19 protein-coding genes and 1 tRNA gene are annotated in these 16,344 nt (G+C 55.0%); 4 read left to right on the top strand and 16 right to left on the bottom strand.

Annotation, left to right across the window (positions count from 1 at the left end; all coding sequences use genetic code 11):
- Positions 1-171: 171 nt before the first annotated feature.
- From ABDZ89_RS06335 to ABDZ89_RS06310, 6 genes are all read right to left on the bottom strand, one after another.
- The gene (locus tag ABDZ89_RS06335) at positions 172-459 is read right to left on the bottom strand and encodes an amphi-Trp domain-containing protein (protein ID WP_343777557.1); all 288 of its coding nucleotides are present in this window, start codon (positions 457-459) and stop codon (positions 172-174) included.
- A gap of 393 nt (positions 460-852) precedes the next feature.
- A complete protein-coding gene (locus tag ABDZ89_RS06330; RefSeq protein WP_343777556.1) occupies positions 853-1,848 on the bottom strand; it encodes a M48 family metalloprotease in 996 nt (331 codons plus the stop codon).
- Positions 1,849-2,286: 438 nt separating this feature from the next.
- Complete coding sequence (locus ABDZ89_RS06325) at positions 2,287-3,018, bottom strand: hypothetical protein (RefSeq protein WP_343777555.1); 732 nt, start codon at positions 3,016-3,018, stop codon at positions 2,287-2,289.
- Between the two features lie 465 nt (positions 3,019-3,483).
- A complete protein-coding gene (locus tag ABDZ89_RS06320) occupies positions 3,484-3,897 on the bottom strand; it encodes a TRAM domain-containing protein (RefSeq protein WP_343777554.1) in 414 nt (137 codons plus the stop codon).
- Between the two features lie 55 nt (positions 3,898-3,952).
- Positions 3,953-4,105 (bottom strand): DUF7837 family putative zinc-binding protein, encoded by a 153-nt coding sequence (locus ABDZ89_RS06315; RefSeq protein WP_343777553.1) that lies wholly within the window; start codon positions 4,103-4,105, stop codon positions 3,953-3,955.
- A 534-nt stretch (positions 4,106-4,639) separates the two neighbouring features.
- Positions 4,640-4,924, bottom strand: a complete 285-nt coding sequence (locus ABDZ89_RS06310) for a hypothetical protein (protein ID WP_343777552.1) — start codon at positions 4,922-4,924, stop codon at positions 4,640-4,642.
- Positions 4,925-5,075: 151 nt separating this feature from the next.
- On the opposite strand from ABDZ89_RS06310, the gene ABDZ89_RS06305 reads away from it, so the two are divergent.
- Together ABDZ89_RS06305 and ABDZ89_RS06300 are read left to right on the top strand one after the other, a co-directional pair.
- Positions 5,076-5,615, top strand: coding sequence for a DUF7342 family protein (locus tag ABDZ89_RS06305; RefSeq protein ID WP_343777551.1), 540 nt, complete (start codon positions 5,076-5,078; stop codon positions 5,613-5,615).
- 3 nt (positions 5,616-5,618) lie between these two features.
- On the top strand, positions 5,619-6,077 hold the full coding sequence (locus ABDZ89_RS06300; protein ID WP_343777550.1) for a hypothetical protein: 459 nt from the start codon (positions 5,619-5,621) through the stop codon (positions 6,075-6,077).
- A 370-nt stretch (positions 6,078-6,447) separates the two neighbouring features.
- Here the strand turns inward: ABDZ89_RS06300 and ABDZ89_RS06295 are convergent, their stop codons facing one another.
- Entirely contained in the window at positions 6,448-6,774 is a 327-nt protein-coding gene (locus ABDZ89_RS06295; protein ID WP_343777548.1) for a hypothetical protein, read from the bottom strand.
- 242 nt (positions 6,775-7,016) lie between these two features.
- Here ABDZ89_RS06295 and ABDZ89_RS06290 point away from each other — a divergent pair, with 242 nt between their 5' ends.
- Entirely contained in the window at positions 7,017-7,205 is a 189-nt protein-coding gene (locus tag ABDZ89_RS06290) for a ribbon-helix-helix domain-containing protein (protein WP_094557920.1), read from the top strand.
- A 107-nt stretch (positions 7,206-7,312) separates the two neighbouring features.
- On the opposite strand, the gene ABDZ89_RS06285 is transcribed toward ABDZ89_RS06290, so the two are convergent.
- The gene (locus ABDZ89_RS06285) at positions 7,313-8,200 is read right to left on the bottom strand and encodes an SDR family NAD(P)-dependent oxidoreductase (RefSeq protein ID WP_343777547.1); all 888 of its coding nucleotides are present in this window, start codon (positions 8,198-8,200) and stop codon (positions 7,313-7,315) included.
- Positions 8,197-8,589, bottom strand: a complete 393-nt coding sequence (locus ABDZ89_RS06280) for a hypothetical protein (protein ID WP_343777545.1) — start codon at positions 8,587-8,589, stop codon at positions 8,197-8,199. The genes ABDZ89_RS06285 and ABDZ89_RS06280 overlap by 4 nt, the downstream gene beginning before the upstream one ends.
- A 263-nt stretch (positions 8,590-8,852) precedes the next feature.
- On the opposite strand from ABDZ89_RS06280, the gene ABDZ89_RS06275 reads away from it, so the two are divergent.
- The gene (locus ABDZ89_RS06275; protein WP_343777543.1) at positions 8,853-9,215 is read left to right on the top strand and encodes a DUF6141 family protein; all 363 of its coding nucleotides are present in this window, start codon (positions 8,853-8,855) and stop codon (positions 9,213-9,215) included.
- A 73-nt stretch (positions 9,216-9,288) separates the two neighbouring features.
- On the opposite strand, the gene ABDZ89_RS06270 is transcribed toward ABDZ89_RS06275, so the two are convergent.
- The 7 genes from ABDZ89_RS06270 to ABDZ89_RS06240 all read right to left on the bottom strand — a co-directional run bounded on the left by ABDZ89_RS06270 (position 9,289) and on the right by ABDZ89_RS06240 (position 16,324).
- Positions 9,289-9,924, bottom strand: a complete 636-nt coding sequence (locus tag ABDZ89_RS06270; protein WP_343777541.1) for an SOUL family heme-binding protein — start codon at positions 9,922-9,924, stop codon at positions 9,289-9,291.
- Between the two features lie 80 nt (positions 9,925-10,004).
- Entirely contained in the window at positions 10,005-10,334 is a 330-nt protein-coding gene (locus ABDZ89_RS06265; protein WP_343777539.1) for a hypothetical protein, read from the bottom strand.
- Positions 10,335-12,111: 1,777 nt separating this feature from the next.
- Positions 12,112-14,319 carry a type B DNA-directed DNA polymerase gene (locus ABDZ89_RS06260; RefSeq protein ID WP_343777538.1) on the bottom strand — a complete coding sequence of 736 codons (2,208 nt, stop codon included), beginning with the start codon at positions 14,317-14,319 and terminating at the stop codon, positions 12,112-12,114.
- Positions 14,303-14,584, bottom strand: coding sequence for a DUF8156 family protein (locus tag ABDZ89_RS06255; protein ID WP_343777537.1), 282 nt, complete (start codon positions 14,582-14,584; stop codon positions 14,303-14,305). Before ABDZ89_RS06255 ends, ABDZ89_RS06260 begins: the two co-directional genes overlap by 17 nt.
- A complete protein-coding gene (locus tag ABDZ89_RS06250) occupies positions 14,584-15,273 on the bottom strand; it encodes a P-loop NTPase family protein (protein WP_343777536.1) in 690 nt (229 codons plus the stop codon). The genes ABDZ89_RS06255 and ABDZ89_RS06250 overlap by 1 nt, the downstream gene beginning before the upstream one ends.
- 417 nt (positions 15,274-15,690) lie before the next feature.
- Positions 15,691-15,765, bottom strand: a tRNA-Val gene (locus ABDZ89_RS06245).
- A gap of 130 nt (positions 15,766-15,895) precedes the next feature.
- Positions 15,896-16,324, bottom strand: a complete 429-nt coding sequence (locus ABDZ89_RS06240; RefSeq protein ID WP_343777534.1) for a hypothetical protein — start codon at positions 16,322-16,324, stop codon at positions 15,896-15,898.
- Positions 16,325-16,344: the final 20 nt, after the last annotated feature.

The following is a 16,344-nucleotide window of genomic DNA, read 5'->3' as shown; positions in this document are numbered from 1 at the left end:
AGAGCTAATTCTGTCCGAAATATGCGCTGTACATGCAGCAGGCCCCCCCAACATCTGCCTAGTCTCTGTCAGTACTGGTGTGCGAAATGTAGAAGGCGGGTTCAGCACACCGGCTTTGTTTGTTTCAGGTAAGTCCTCCTGAATCAATTGCTCGGCGTGCGTCGGGACTAACTACTCGATTTCTAACTGACCACTTCCGCTACCCTTTTGACCGCCGTTCTCGTCCCATTCGAGTTCGAACTCGACACTTCGTTCAGTCATGTTGCCAGCCGGGCCTTCGCGTTCAGCTTTGACTTCAAAGGTGGGTCGGGCAGGGGGATTCAGCGTTACAGACTCGGAGCCTGCTTTCAGGGTGATACCATCTCCGCTGTCGAGATTATCCGCGACTTTTCGAAGGTACGATGCAATCTCTTCTCGACTCTGGTCGCTCTCTGATTTGAACAGGACTTCTTCAGGCATACAAGAATTAGTACACAGACGGCACCAATAAAGACAGCCGTCCGAAACCGATCTGATTGAATCGACAGATATTCTGTGTGCGATACGCGCTCTATATCTCGCAAGGTGTTCCTAACAGAAGTGGGAGAGGTATAGACGGACTCTGGTCTGTGAGTCCCCTGTACTGAGCGATTGGGGTGAAAAACTATCAGATGCTGAGGATTTCAACAGAGCCATAAATACTAATTTTGCATTCAGTAATCCTAGAGTGCTAAATTCGCGCTCTGTATGTAGCACGGCCTCGACGAATTATCAGTGACCAAGGATTTCAACAAAGCGATAATGTTTAACCGGCTTGACGTGGGCTGACTGTGAAATCCACATTAAACCAGGATCAGACGGTCACTGCTGTCGCTAAGACGGTGAACGTCGGTCCTGTTGTCGCTCGTATTCTGCGAGCTGTTCGATTCGGTCATCTGTCGGCGGATGCGTCCGGAACAGCCAGCGTTCGAACCGATACAGGCGTTTTCGAAGCCACCAGTACGACGGCTCTCTGTTCCCGTCCGGACCGAGCATCACTTTCTCCAACTCTTCCGGTTCGAGCGAGAGGATCGAGAGCGATGAAATCCCCGACACCTCGCGTAAGTCCCGATTCGGCGTATCTGAAATGCTCCGGTCGAGTTTCGTGAGCGCAGTCGCAAGCACCGCAGGTGAGCCAGTCACCGCAACGGCGGCTCGATCTGCGGCTTGTTCTCGCGCTCGGGAGAGTCGGGCAGTCATCGCTTTCCCCGTTCCCCAGATGAGCGTCGAGACGAACCCAAGTGGAACGATGAGGATCGCAGCTCCACCCGGATTTTCGATGTCCGCAAGTCGCGTCCCGAGTCCGCGAGCGAGGATCACGGGGAGTGACACGGCCGTCATCACCATCGCATCCCGATTTTTCACGTGCGCGAGTTCGTGAGCGACGACCGCTTCAAGTTCGGCACGTCCGTCGATCGTGTCGAGCGTCCCGCGGGAGAGGACGAGATGGACGTTTTCCGGACGGAATCCGACAGCCAATGCTTCAGGAGTCTGTCGATCCGAAAGGGCGATCGTCGGAACGGGGACGTCGAGTTGTGCTGCGACGCGGGTCACCAACTCGTACAGCTCGGGCTCGGCCTCCTCGTCGATGCGGTCGGCGTCAGCGAGCCGTTCGATCGTGTCGACCTGTTTGTATTCGAGGTAGCCGATCGTCACCACGATCAACGCCGTGAGTCCTCCCGCGAACGAAGATGCTGTAGAGACGTCAAGAAATGACAGAACACCGTAGAGGACAGCCCAAATCCCACAGAGAAACGCGATCGTGACAGCCACCATACCAACAATTGTAACGGTCATCTGAATGGGAAGCGACCACCGTCGAGAGGGCATGGGTTTCCGATGGTTTGAGACACAGTAGTAAGTTCGGTTTGCTATGATTGTCTTCCCAACAGTCGGCTCTGTTGAAATCCTCAGAAAGTGATTTTTTTGTCCCAGTCGCGGTCAGTACGGGTGATACACAAATCGCCCAGTACATGCTCTCGATCGCTCATTACATTGAATCTATTTTGTCTTCGAAACGATAAATGATTATAACCGCACCTATTGAGAGTGTGACTGTACTGATCATTGACCAAGCAAACATCTCATCGGGATTATTCCCCAACAAAGCACCTACTGTAACCGCAACGAGTAGAATCGCTATCGTCCCAATACCGCCGACTACACGAACAAATAAATCTTCATTCATATCTTGTCTGCCTGTTGAGCGAATTCTATTCTCTTGTGTGGCTCTGTTGAAATCCTCAGAGATTTATACATGTGTTAATCCTATTTGACACTAAAATCGTCTGTCTGAGGGTCTAAACTTCCTATCCACGCCCTGATCGCCCCCATCGGAACTAAATAGAGCAACCACACGGCCCGTGAATCTAGATCGGTACCCGTCCCGATAATCACAAAGCTGACGGGAACAACCACAAAGACCAACATCAGAAACAACTCAAAGACGGGAGCAAACGCGAAGGCCATCGCGTCTGCCGGCGATTTATCTTGATATGACCGGTTGACGATAAAATAGCGCCAGACGCGCGATAGCTGAAAGAAAACAATGCCAGCAATTGTGAACCTAACTGAGAGGGGAAGTCCTGAATCCAAAAGGGGAAGTCCTGAATCCAAATCATAACCGGAAAGGAAAGGAGTCATGATTACTGTAAGAATGAAAGCTGGGATAACCGCCTTTCGCAAAACGTAGTTGATATTCCGTCGGTATACCGGCGGTATTAGACCAATCGGCTGAATTGAAGTGGGTTCTTCATCCCAAGAATCCCCATCGAGATCATCCACGGACTGTGGCGTGAACAACGCGACAGAAAAGAACAGGAGGTTGATGATCGCTATCTCGATGAGATAGATGACAGCGATTTCAAGAAGACTCCACTCAAATACGACCACTCCAAGAATGAGTGCAGAGTTCAGAATACACGCCAACACGAAATCGCGGGACTCTCTGAGCATTCCGGGTATTGTTTCGCTACCCCCCGTCTGACTACTCGTTCCCATCTATCTACACATTCCTTCGGCAGCTGTTTATTTGTCCCTGTTGAACCTTCTCCTTCAGATACAACACGACATGACCATCTGTGGCGACTCTGCTGAAATACACAGGAAATGATATATTCTGACCGGATGTGGTCAGTACAGACGAAGTGGAAATCACCCGTATCTGACGGTTTTAATACTGTTGTTGAAAACGAAGCAACATGACCCCGAAGAAGGCTATTACAGTATACATTACGCTCCCTTGTCTCCTATATGGCGTATTCTTTGTCTTAGCAGTCACACGGTATTCCGGCATGATTGAGAGAAATACGCTGTATGCCGCACACACAGTTTTTGGTGGTTACATCGCCCTCATTGTCTACACAAAACGAGACCAACTGACTGCGGTGTAAGCAACTCTCACCGATCGGCTGTTTCAGGCGAGAATTCATCAGAAGAATAGGGTTTCAACAAAGCCGCTTCAGACTACTCGTAGTAACTGACGCGCTCGACAACTTCTGCGAAGGCGACATTCTCGCGTACATCGGTAATCTCGATAGTAACACGCTCGGTCTGTTTCGTGTCGGGAACAATAACGACGAACCCGCGCTCAACACGGGTGATACCATCGCCTTGGTCACCAATGTCTTCGATTTCGACAGTACGTTGTTCGCCCTCCTCGACAGGTGGCGTTTGTGTTGCTTGCTCCGGCTCTGGGGTAGCGTCAGTGTTGGTCGCCTCGTTGCTTGCGGGTGCCGGCAGAACAGCCACACGGTACGCCTCGTCCGCCTGTAGCTCACCAAGGAGGAGTTCTTGCTCCGGTACCTCAACCACATATGACCCATCGCGCTCTTCGACCTTCCCCGAGAACAGACACTGAAGTTCCTCTGAAATCTTCATTTGAATACCGTACACTGTAGACGCGATGAAGAGCACTTTATTCTGCTGTCTGCGACTACTCCGGGGATACAACGTCCTCACACGTCGGACACTCGGTCCACACGCCCTCGGTGCCGTCGTTTTTCTCGTACTCAACAAGAATCCACGCTTCCGAGATCTCCGCACCACATTCCGGGCACCGACCGAGGGAGGATTCGTCAGCGTTCATGGAAAGGGGGGAAGGAGCGTGTGACAGTATTCCTTCCAAATGAATTTCACTCGGGAGAGAACCTAAGCCTTTGGCGGCTTTGCGGGTCGAACGCACAGAATTTCCGGAGAACACAGATCACCAGTAGCATTAACTCACAGCCACCAAAACGTTGGAACCCATGAGTGTCCGCACAGTACTTACTCGGCTACTGCCTGGTGACGGGACAGAGGTAGTCGTGGAGTGCCGCCAGTGCGGTGAGAATCTTGCGTCGGGCGCAGATGAGTGTCCCAACTGTGGATCAGATGAGATAGAGCGCTTTCAGATTTCAGGATAGACTGCCGCGTTTGGGATACCTCAGTATTCTTCAGACAGACCATTGTCCGAACTGCTAGTCGCTGATGAGTGCGAATTGGCCGTTGATATTTCTACCAATTTAGGAAGATGTTCTGATAACGGTACAAGATACAGGGCGCGAGTCGGCCAAAAAAGGCAACCTCATTCGAGGAGTCGAGTCGGGAACTACAGTAGCCAGCTTGATTGGGCGATTGATGACTACGACTCGAACGATGCCCCGACTCCGTTAGCGATCGCTTGGAGATCGGCCTTCCGGAAGGTGGAGTCGTCGGCCGCCTCGGGCGACTCTGCGATGCCGATGTGCGCCCGGATGAGTCGGCGCATCTGCGGTGTTGAAGATTGCCCCGCCTCGTTGCCATCGACTCCGAGTGCCTCACAAATAGCTTGTAGCTCCTCCTTCGTGAACGACGCCTTGATTTCCCGTTCGAAGCGGCCCGTCGCCGCTCGAATCGCGTTTTGAAGTTCTTGGACGGTCGGACTCATAACTCTCCACTCTCCGCTTATCGCCCTCAAAGTTCCTACTCAGTGGCAGCGTCGGGATGTCGTCGTCGTGGAATTCTCGCATCCCACGAGCTGGTTCGATATAGAACAAATAGTCTCAACCTATATTAAGATACAGTCCGAACGGTGTGGTATGACCGGAGACGAATCGAATCCGAAGGGTCTGATGGAACGCCAAACGACGGGTGAAGATCGTGTGCGGATGACCGCCAGACAGCTGTCGGAGCCGCGGACGGCCAACTGGGTCGCTTCCGAAGCGGACTGGTCACACGAGCCAACCAAACGCGTGCTTGAACGCCTCGTCGACGATGGTATTCTCCATCGTGATGAAAGCGGTACTCACACGACGTACTACCCTGATTATCGCCGCCAAGCGATGCAGGAGGCGATGCGGCTTCGAGATAGCGGACATACTGTCGAGGAGCTCACGGACCGTCTTGCCGAGATGAAGACGCAGATCCGTGACTGGGAGGACGAATTCGGCGTTAAGTCACCGAACCAGCTTCGCGGAACGCTCGCTGACGAGTCTCTTGACGCTGACGAGGAAGACCGTCGCCGCGAGATCGCCCGTGAGTGGGAGCACCTTCAGCGACGTATCCGGATCGTCGGCTTCGCTATCCGCGAATGGGACTTCCTCGCCCCGACGACAGAGCCTGCCGAGGCCAACAGCTAACGGATGTCTGTCCCGCATCCCGGTGGTGATCCGAACGCGAACCTCTATGCTCAGCTAAAACGGGATGTCTTCGATCGTGTACCACAGATTTCGACGGTCGAGTTCGTTCCGGATGATATCGAGGCCACGCAGCTGCGAGCGATGTTTGATCCGACTCGTCTTGATCCCCCGACAGGCCCTGAGTCGCCGGAACTGACTGTCAAGTGGTATCGACAGGACCCAGACGATTGGTTCCGCATCAACTATACTGACTCGAACACGGGCTTTCACGCCGGCTGGCACCAAGACGAGGACCATCCCGATCTCGGGCAGGCGCATTTTCAGTACTCAACCGCCACAACTGAGGACCGATGGGGGATCACATTCGAACACGAAACTCCCTCTCTGATCCTCTGGGAAATCGTCGAGGAACTTCTCAAGGGTGTCCGTCCCACCTACCAATACGCGAACGATGAATCATAACTCCCGGTGACACCTCGAAACCGTCCCGATCAATACTCGTGAGATCCTTGGAGCGCTACCGATACGACAAGGAAAAAGATCGTAAAGGCGAGTAGATCAGTTCAAAGCGCGACGAGTCTGTCCTTGCTGGCGACAGCCACTTTGCCACTATTCCCGGTGTCAGCGTCGAAACCTACCGGTGACCATCGTCGCTTCTGCTCAAAGTTCATGAGGCCGCTGTAGGCATACGTACGGGTGATGCGTATGCGTTCCGAGTTGAGGCGTTCCGCCATACCGGGTCACACGACCCAATCACGTATGCTGAGCGACCGGAGTTTTCGTGACATGTCTGTCCAAACGACGTGGGAGAGAGTAATTCGATCTGTCGAGGTTAGGATTCGTCGGTATCGCCTGTAAATTCGTCCTCGCCGTTGAGCCGCCCCGCAACCCCGTTCATGGCATAGATGAGTGTCGCTGCGACGTCGAACGCGTCGGTTCGTGACAGCCCGGACATTGGTTTTGTGACGAATTCCTCACCATCTGCGTTCACTCCGGTGATTGGAGTTACGGAATACTGCCCGTCGCCCATCGTCCCGTCAAGGCGGACGAAAATTGTCTGATCGTCCTTGAGAATCCACTCGATGTAGTATTTATCGTGAATCTCCTCGCTCCACCCTGAAGGATAGTAATCGAGGTCCTCAGTTTCACTTTCGGGCATAAGGTGTACCTGAGTATCGTGTGTAGTAGCGATTAAAAATGTGTGTTCCACTCTTCGCTTGAATTCTCTCTGAAGACCATACCACAAGAATCGACCGAGTACGCAGATCTATTGGCTGATCTCGTACTCCGTCAGTTCAAATATACCCTGTCGTTCACAGTAGATCGGTTGTATCGGAATCAGTTGGCTAGTCTGGTGTGCTGTGCGACACTATGAAGATATTCCTCTGCGAATACGAGTGTATGCCGAAGGTCAGCGTCGAGATTCCCCAGGAACTGCTTGATGACCTTGACGAACACGTCGGTGACGAGGGAAAATTCGTCAATCGAAGCGACGCGGTTCGAGCATCGATCCGCAAAACACTCGACATGCTCGATGAGATCGATAGACGACACGGACGGGCTGAGACGGATGAAGCTGAATCTCATTAGTTGTCCCTGAGAGAACAACTCTGCGTGCGCCTAGGCAGTCCCGCGAGCAAGGCTCCTCTGAGAAGTACAGATACGTCAGAGGCAGGGAGTGAGCATGCTACCAGTTGCTAGTCCATAGTCGACGCCGGCCAGTCGAGTGTAATGCCGACCAGTTCGGCACTTATTCGCCAGAGTCGTCGTCGAACCGCTTGGTTCGTTGCCTCGGGGGCGGGGTCTTCGGGACCATCGCTGCCAACGTATTGGCCACTTACAGAACCATACCGAGGGTCCACGAGAAGCATTTGGAGGCGTTCGGCGGCCGCCTGTTTTGAGGTGGCGACACCCGGAATCAGCCCGGCGATCCGAACCAGCACCCGCGTTCGGAGCGACACCTCGCGGAACAGGTCCGTCGACGGAATGAACCCCGGATGAACACAGTTGACTGTGACTGCGGCGTCGTCCGGGAGCCGAGCATCAAGTTCGACCGTGAACGCAATGTTCGCCAGCTTCGAGCGGGCGTACGCGTCGAGTGAGTCGTACTCGTCCGTCAGTTGGAGGTCGTCGAAATCGAGTGTCGCTCGCCGATGGATGTCTGAGGCGGTAATGACAACACGGGGATCGGGTGCGTCGCGGAGATGGTCGAGCAATTCGTATGTCAGGAGGTAGGGGGCCAAGTGGTTCACCGCGAGCGTGAGTTCGATTCCATCCGGACTCTCACGCCGCGACCCGGCCGAGAGTCCGGCGTTGTGAGCGAGGACGTCGATCCGGTCGTACTCGCGTTTCACGGTTGCTGCGAGGGACCGAACGGTGGATTGAGACGCGAGATCGGCCTGATGGAACGCGATTGTTCCGGCAAAGTCTGTGGACCGTTCTACGAGAGTTGCCCCCTTCGACTCGTCGCGGCCGACGACTACGACGGTCGCACCTCGGTTTGCGAGGTCAACCGCTGCCACCCGTCCGAATCCGCTCGTTCCGCCTGTGAGAAGGATCGTGCGGTCAGAGAGATCGTCGGTCATGTCCTGTTTCGACGCCGACGGTCCAAGAGCGCGAGGAGCACATACACAGCGCCGATCACGCGGACACCGTCGGTGAGGTGTTCGTTCCACTTCACTGACTCAGGGTCTTCGTACACGAGCGGCCCCGCGATGTGCTCGTACAGTCGCGGGATGAAAAGCAAGACGGCACCAAAGATTCCGGTGACATTCATCAGCCACGCGTAGAGGCGGCCGCCACGGAGCGCGGCGAGTGTGATAACGACTCCTTCCGCCCGAATCAGGGGACCAAACCACGAATGGACAGTGATTTCCTCAGGGTTCTCGACCGCAACCGTCTCGAATACGTCCACGATCCGGTCCGGGGCGAGCGTCGTGAGAACGCCGAGTACACCGAGGAACTGCCGTAGCATACGCCGCTCTTCAATCTGACGTAGCTTAAGAGTCGGTGCCAGCAGAATGGACTCCTCACGTCGGCGCGGTGCTCGATTGACCGTCTCTCTCGTTTCTGGTGTTGCCGTTACCACACAGGTCCTAATCCGGTGTCCGGAGAATCTAATAGCGAGTAGCGACGATTTTGACCAACTCACTCATGGAGGGAGAGCCACATTTTCGTGAAGTACAACGGTTTCGTCAGCCGTGGATCTGGGTACTTCTCGGAGGTGTCTCTCTGCTCATGATCGCATTCGGGCCCATCTCGTGGGGAGGGCTCGTCGTTGTCGGCGCAGTCGCTATGCTTCTCTACAGCCTTCGTCTTGAGACCGAAGTGAGAGCCGACGGGATCTATCTCAAAATGTGGCCTCTTCACCGATCAGTCCGTCGAATTCCGTGGTCAGAGGTTGAACGATACGAATCCACACAGTACAGCCCTCTTCAGGAGTTCGGTGGCTGGGGGATCCGATGGACTCCCGGGAAGCTCGCATACAACGTTAGTGGTGACCGGGGAATTCGGATCGAACGAACAACCGGGCGGGTAGTGCTCGTTGGATCACAACGTCCCGAGGAACTCGTCAGGGCCATTGACGAGGTGGCACAGTAATCCATCTCTGTGCGCACTCTTTCTCCCACGCCTCGATGTACAGTTCAGAGGAGCGTTCTCACGTCACCCACCGTCACTCCCCCTCGACGACTTCTACCGCCACTTCATTTCGTCGCATGAATGGTGGTGTCCACGGGTCATTATACCGGAGAAGATAGGGATCGCCGTCCGGCTCGATAGCTTCATCTTCAAGCGTAGCAAGCAGCTTCTCCGTCCGCCGTTCGACCCGCCACTCCGGCGCATACCACGAAAACTGGTCCACAGCGACCGTCTTCTGTGGTTCAGTGACGAGTGTAACAGCTGGGTCCGTCGGTTCCGGTGCCGTTTCAGGCGTGTACTCGGATGGCAGATAGAACGCCATCCGAATCGTCTCAGCGTCGGTCTCGGTTGCCTCTGATCGAACAGGAGCCGTCATCGCAATTGAGTCCCCAGATTGGGTTTCGACAGGGGCCGTCATCGAGATCGACTCATCCCCGTGGTTGGCTCCGGAGATGTACTCGAAGAGGCGTTGAAACGCAATCCGTTGCGTCGGCGCTGCCGTTTCAACAAGAACTGTCTGCGGATAACGCCGAATGTCTGCGCCGTTAATGCTTCGTAGCTGTTCGTACGGGACTGACTCTGCCTTCTTAGTCGAGTAGAGTCCCCATCCAACCCAGCCGGCAAGTACCACACCACCACCAACGAGTATCGTTTTTGTAATTGATCTCACACAGCACTATTGTCGTCTATCGTGATTAACGAACTGCCCAACAAGGTTGAGCTCTTTCGCTGTCCGACAAATAAACAGCTCTATGCGTGATGACGGAGGATTGCTGTGATCTCTTCGGGAGTCTGTGTGGGGTCAGTCCACTCATCAGTATCTGCGGATTCGATGTAGAGTTGGAGCATGTGAGACCCTTCGAGGAGAAAGACGGACGCTCTCGTGTCCGGATCCGACTGATGTTCGAACGCCACCAGGAACCAGTCTTGCGTCCCGTCTTGTGCTATTTCGACGTCTGTCTCACTGACGTCCCATCCCGTCGGAATATCGACCTCGGAAAGAAGCGTATCACGCGTCTGCGCAGCCGCATCAGCGTCGGGATCCGTGAGACTCGATAGATGCTTCCGAAGTGCTGTCATACGATACCGCTGAGTAGACTATTATGACGTGTATAGCTTGTGCATCAGGTCGGGATTCTGAGAGTTTGAGTCGTACGACTTCACCACATTGCTGGTGACGTGTTCGGTAGGAAGGTGGACCTCATTCTGAACGCACCGGACGGTAATCTATGGTTTGTACCGTCATTCTACACACGTCCCATTCGAGGCAAACTCATCAGCAGCTACCAGCAATTGTAAGAATACATGCATTGCTCTGTGAGATGTAATTCAACAGTAGATAGGAGAATAGTTAGTTGAAAACCAAATTGGAATGTCAATTTTTAGTGCGAAATACTAACTAACCTTTGCACATTTCTTAAATAGAAATCATATAGCGGTTCTAACTCACCCTTTCATTTTTCTTAAAGTCAATATCTGAACACGGTATGCGATTCTAATGGAGCTTTTCACTTTTCTTAAAGTCAATATCTGAAGATATAGTCAAGAGGACGACACATCTGTTAGGGTGGGTGAAATATATTATTACATATGTTATTGGAGAGAGATACAAGACGAACACGATGTGCGATTCTAACGGAGCTTTTCATTTTTCTTAAATCCAATATCTGAACACGGTATGCGATTTTAACAGAGCTTTTCACTTTTCTTAAAGTCAAAAGTAAGTAGCGATCATGTCCATTATTATATGTGAGTGTCTAACATATTATTAGGGCTGTATCGTTCGACTCAACTCTCGATAGTCCCCCGATTCTAACGGAGCTTTTCATTTTTCTTAAAGTAAAACGGCTATTTTCGGGATCTCTCGAAAACACGCCAAAATCATGGCGCTGTTTCTAAGAGTATTAGAGACACCGCCAAGCAATCTAAGCGTATAAATTGGGTTTGGCGGTGTTGTTGTACCCCCCGATATCGTCCGAAAGTGTGTGTTGTTATAGAGGTGAGAGGGGGTTTACCCCCTGGGACCTTTGTCCGCTTGCTGCGGGACGGGCAGCACTGGCCAAGCGCCCCAGTGGGGGGCTTAGTGAGTGTAGTGTGCGTATTTTTATATATCTACTTCACCCTCTAGTTGAGGGTGAGATACAGGGGGAGGTCAAACGGTATGCGTTGGAAGATCTGGGGTGCTTAGATTAGGAGTGATCCGCAGTTTGTGTTGTTGGTCTACTTCTTCATAGAGTCGCTCCTCGCTACTGGCACAGTCCATGGAAGAATGTAAATACTGTCAGGAGAACCAGGTGGTCCCGGTTCTCGACAAAGAGATAGAACAGCAGCCCCGTGCCGGAAATAAATACCGAGGACATTGTCTTTCGTGTGAGCGCTGGCTTCCAATGTGCTCCGAGGAATACTTTCGAACCCACTCCGACCCTCATTATCTCCCTATCGGAGAACATGAAATCGTTCGACTCTCTGAAGTAGGAGTTGATGAGGGATTCTCGATGTCAGACCTTGTCGACCAAGGCACTGAACATAGTGTTTCTTCCCGGCAGTCGAGTGATGGACACGAAGTAGGGCAAAACCGAACGATGCGAAAGAAGGTCGTGATTGAGTGTGTTCTTGATATGACTGTTGAGGAGTTTATCGACAAAGAAACAGCCACTCAGTATCTATCTCATCGGTTCAGAGAACTAGGCTCGTGATCGCATGCCTCAACACTGTTATTGAGTACTGCTAACTCTTCGGCTCAGTTTTGAATAGCCATTATCGAGATAGTCATTATTTCGATTATAACCTGTATATCCCCGTTCCCGAGAGAACAGAGCTTACAGAGTGAAATGGTTCATTCGAAGGCAGGCACTAGCTAATCGCCTCCAAGGTAACTCTCAAGCGTCGTGTCAGTGGAGTCTGCGAGGTAGTTCGTAATATCGTCTTTTTCCCAGCCGACGCAGGAGACAATACTCTCAGCGGCGCGGACAGCAGCGTCCTCGTACCAACCAACATCGTATGACTCGATGTCTTCGAATGGGAGACAAACCCGGTCAATGCCGCGTCCGTCGTCGTTGACGACGACGTACCGGACGGTTTGTCCCGGTGCGAGGCTGGTTTCGTGGTGTTGCGCGCGGCGGAGCGCTGCGACAGTGAGTGTTTCCTGAGTGTAGGCATCCGCGCGCTTCGAGACTCGGTTCGCAACGATGAGGTCATCCGTTGCCACGTCACCGCGGCGCAACGCCGTGAGGTGCCGGTGGAGGACGTCACACACGGCTTCTGGCGACCGTGTCGCATCGAACACGCGGAGCACGTCTTCCTGTACGGTGGTGACCCACGGTGGTGTGCTTCGCTGCCGAGCTTCGATACCGCGCATTTTGATCGCGTCACCGATTTCGTCAGCCGACGGTTCCTCATCTTGGCGTCGCTTCCCGAAGTATCGAGTTAACGCGCCACTCTCACCGTTCCGCATCGGACAGAAGGCGACCCAGTCGAATACGGACTCATGCTCAAGGGTGATGTCCGTGTCCGCGGAGATCTCTGCGGCGACTGTCGCAAGGGGGCGTTGATCACGGTCCGGGGCCGGAGTGACCCAGATTGAATCAACGATGCCGTGGAGGACACGCCATCCGGCGTCTTCGAGCGCTGTTTTCGCATCGAGCAGTATCTCTCGGGCGAAGGCGTTGATCGCCTCGTGGCATTCGATACGACCGAACTTCGCATTCGAGAAGCCTTGGTACCCGAAACAGGAGACGAGAATCCATTTAATCGCTGACGATGCTGACTTGAGCTGGTCACGTTCAGCGTCGTCGGTCGTTTTCTCCATCTGGTCTTTGATTCGGCTACGCGCGTCGATGAGCGGGCCAAGCACTGTCGGGAGGTACCCGTCGGAATCACAGATCGAGTATCCGAGACCGGGAACGTCGTCGCTCTCACAGCAGCCACACCGAACTGTTTCCGGGGAGATGTTCCGCGTACGGATGATGTTCGGGTACAGCGACGCGAAGTCGAGTTCGTGGACGTTCTCGTGGACGCCGACTGCCGGTGCAAACGTGGTTCCGCCTCGGTCGGCGGCATCGAGTGTCGCTGCCGACTTGAACAGCTCCGGCCGCCACGCGTGCCACGGGACGAGGACATCACGATCGCGGGCGGCGGAGACTTGTAGGGCGGTGAGGACACGTCCAATCGACGCCCAGCCGAGTTCTTCGAGCGGCAACCCCACCCGGTCCACGAGGTTGAGACACCCAGGTAGTCCCGCTTCGTGGTAGAAGAACGTGTTCGACTCGTCGATCACGACGCGACCGGGAAGGGTGTACCGAGCGGGGGAGTGTCCGACCTGCCCGTAACTCGTGTACGAGCATTCTCCTGTAAGTTTCGTATACCCTGGCTCGCGGCCGAGTTCGAAATTCCGTACCTTATGCGTGTCGGCGGCGTCGAACAGGAGCGGAGTGAGCTCCGCGGTCGAGACGACAATAACGTCGGGATCGTTCTCACCGACGGCTGAAGCGACTGCGTTCACTGCGGCTTCTGGCGTCGGGCCGGCCGACTCACCGTCGATCATGAGGTGTGAGAGGGCTTCGAACCCTGACTTGTGCGCTGGGATCGAGAGGGCGAGCGTGCGGAGCGACCGGATGGACCGGTCTGGGCTGGCCGGTGCCTTTGTTTCGAGACAGTACCGGAACTGACGCGTGAGATCGACGTTGTAACACGTGTACTCGGCTGGGCGGTTGAACTGCTGAACACGCCGCGCGATGCGCCGTACGGCATCAATACTGGTGGCGTCGATCCGGAGGAGCGGCCGCTGCTCAGTCCGGAAGGTTTGTCGGTGGAATTCGCACCGTACGTCGGCAACTGCGTCCTGGCCGGCGAGGAACGCTCGCAGTTCGGTCAGCGACTCAGACAACCCGTCACGGTCCGGTGGCGTCGGTGTCTGTCCACCGCGCCGCCCATATAGGTCACGGACGGCATCACCGACGAACAACGTCGGCGTGTACTCCTCATGGACTGTCCGAGTGATGCCGTCGTTTGTGAGTGCCCAACGGACAACATCTCCTGAGGAGCGGAAATCAACCGTCAGCACCATCAGAACTGGTGGGGCCTTCGAGCTCAGCGACGCGGGCTTCGAGCTCGTCGATGCGGCGTTCCTGTTCGATTGCGACACTCACCAACAGCGGCGCGAATCGGTCCTCGTGATTCAGCATTCCGGCGGCGTCCGCGTGGTCACGTGCGTAGACGAACAACTGGTCGAATCGGGGCTGATCGCGGCGGCGGAGCGTCCGACGATACGGGATCCACCGGTCTTCGATCGCTCGCAGCGTATCACGGTACGTCGGGTTGGTCCGTCCCATCAGACGACCCGCGAGACTGCTTCCTCACTCACGATTGGTGCGTCGTACATCTGGGCTCGGTGGGCAAGCACTTCCTGCCAGTAGGCGAGCGTCGTCTGCACCCACCCGTCACCGAGGTGGTACACGAGCGCATCGATGTCGCCGGCCGCATCGGTGAACCGCGGTCCAAACTGCGTGTCCCGGCAGCGAAGACGGGTCCGCGCCGCATTCACAATTGGTTTCGTGAACTCGTCGTCACGCGACCGCGTCACGATCACCGGTACCTCGTGGACGCGCCCGACACGTGCGAGCGCTGCGAGCGACCGGACGAGTAACTGCTTGGCGTGCTTCGTCGAGGAATCGCTGTCACGGTACAATCGATCGACTCCGGTCACAACCACGACACCGGGGTCGGTCACATGCTCGCCAGCGAGCCGGTCGAGCAACGATGTCTGTTGATGCGCGGTGAATCCCCGAGCGACGTGTATGCGATCGAGATACCGCGGATCGGGAGCCAATTCACGCAATCGAGTGGTCTGTGCGGCACCTGCCGCATCGACCCAATACGCGTCTCCGGCCCCAGCGAACACGTGGTCAAGCAGCAGCGACTGTACCGGCGTCACACCGAGGTCAGCGTCTACGTCCACTAACGTGAGGCCGGAGTCAAGCTCTGGCAACTCAACGCGCGGCTGTCGTCGAGACGCGTTCATGCTGTACACCTGCCTCGTGATATTCAAAGGCGTGAGCCATACACGCACAGTGGAACTGAAAGTGGAGTCACTACACGAAGTGACCCTTTCAACCCCAAACCGACGCCGAATAGATCAGGCGGACTACGCACGGACTCTTCAGAGATACTCACTGACGCTCGCCCGAGCGCGTTCGGCCGGCGCGCTAATATCGACCTGTCCCAGCCGTCGCCGAGACCGTCACGATTCGACCCCAGTTATTTATACACACGTCGACATGATATAAGCGGATTCCCGGACGGAGGCGACCCGCCAACGCGAGCCGTATGAGTTAGGAAGTTTCCGACCCCCCGAAAACACCCGTCGAAATCACGATTCAGTCGCTAGAAGGGCTGAAGGTGAGGAATTCGCACGGTTACAATCCGTGCGTACTACGTATGGGTTGGGGCGGATTCGAACCGCCGGCCTGCTCCGTGTGAAGGAGCCGTCATAACCTAGCTAGACCACCAACCCGCGCACTTCGGCGTACCCGACCTCCGGACTTAAGAGTTACTTTACCGTCGCCGACAGGTGACCGCTTCGTTCGGAATGTCTCCAGAAGCTAACGAGGCTGAATCGGTGGGTTGAGACGCGTGTCCCGCCGTCACCCGATGAGGAAGAACCCTCTCGTGAGAAACGAGGCGGTGATGGCGGCAGTGAACACGCCGGCCGTAATCACCGCGGCACGCTGACGGCCGTATCGGCGAACGGCCACGGTCGCCGGGAGCGCGGTCATTAGGGCGGCGGGAGCCACCGCATAGATCACCACGCCCGGTACGAACCGGTCCACCCCGGTGGCATCGAACGCGATCAGCGAGACGACCTGACCGAGCAGTATCGCGGCGACCGCCACGACACACAGGAGGCCGAAAGCCACGTCACCCAGTCGACTGCCGGAGTTCTCTGAACTCGTCCTCATACGAACACGTCTGTCAGTTAGAATAAGTGTCTTTCCTCGCTTCCGATTGAACGGTCCGTACGCAGCGAGCGTTTCGTCCGTCACTCTAACCGGCGAACCGGTGGTTTCGACCACTGGAACGCCGAAGATTCATG

The organism is Halorubrum ejinorense (genome assembly GCF_039522565.1).
GTDB lineage: Archaea > Halobacteriota > Halobacteria > Halobacteriales > Haloferacaceae > Halorubrum > Halorubrum ejinorense.
Note: the sequence above shows the minus strand (reverse complement) of the source record. Positions and strands in the feature narration are given on the sequence as shown.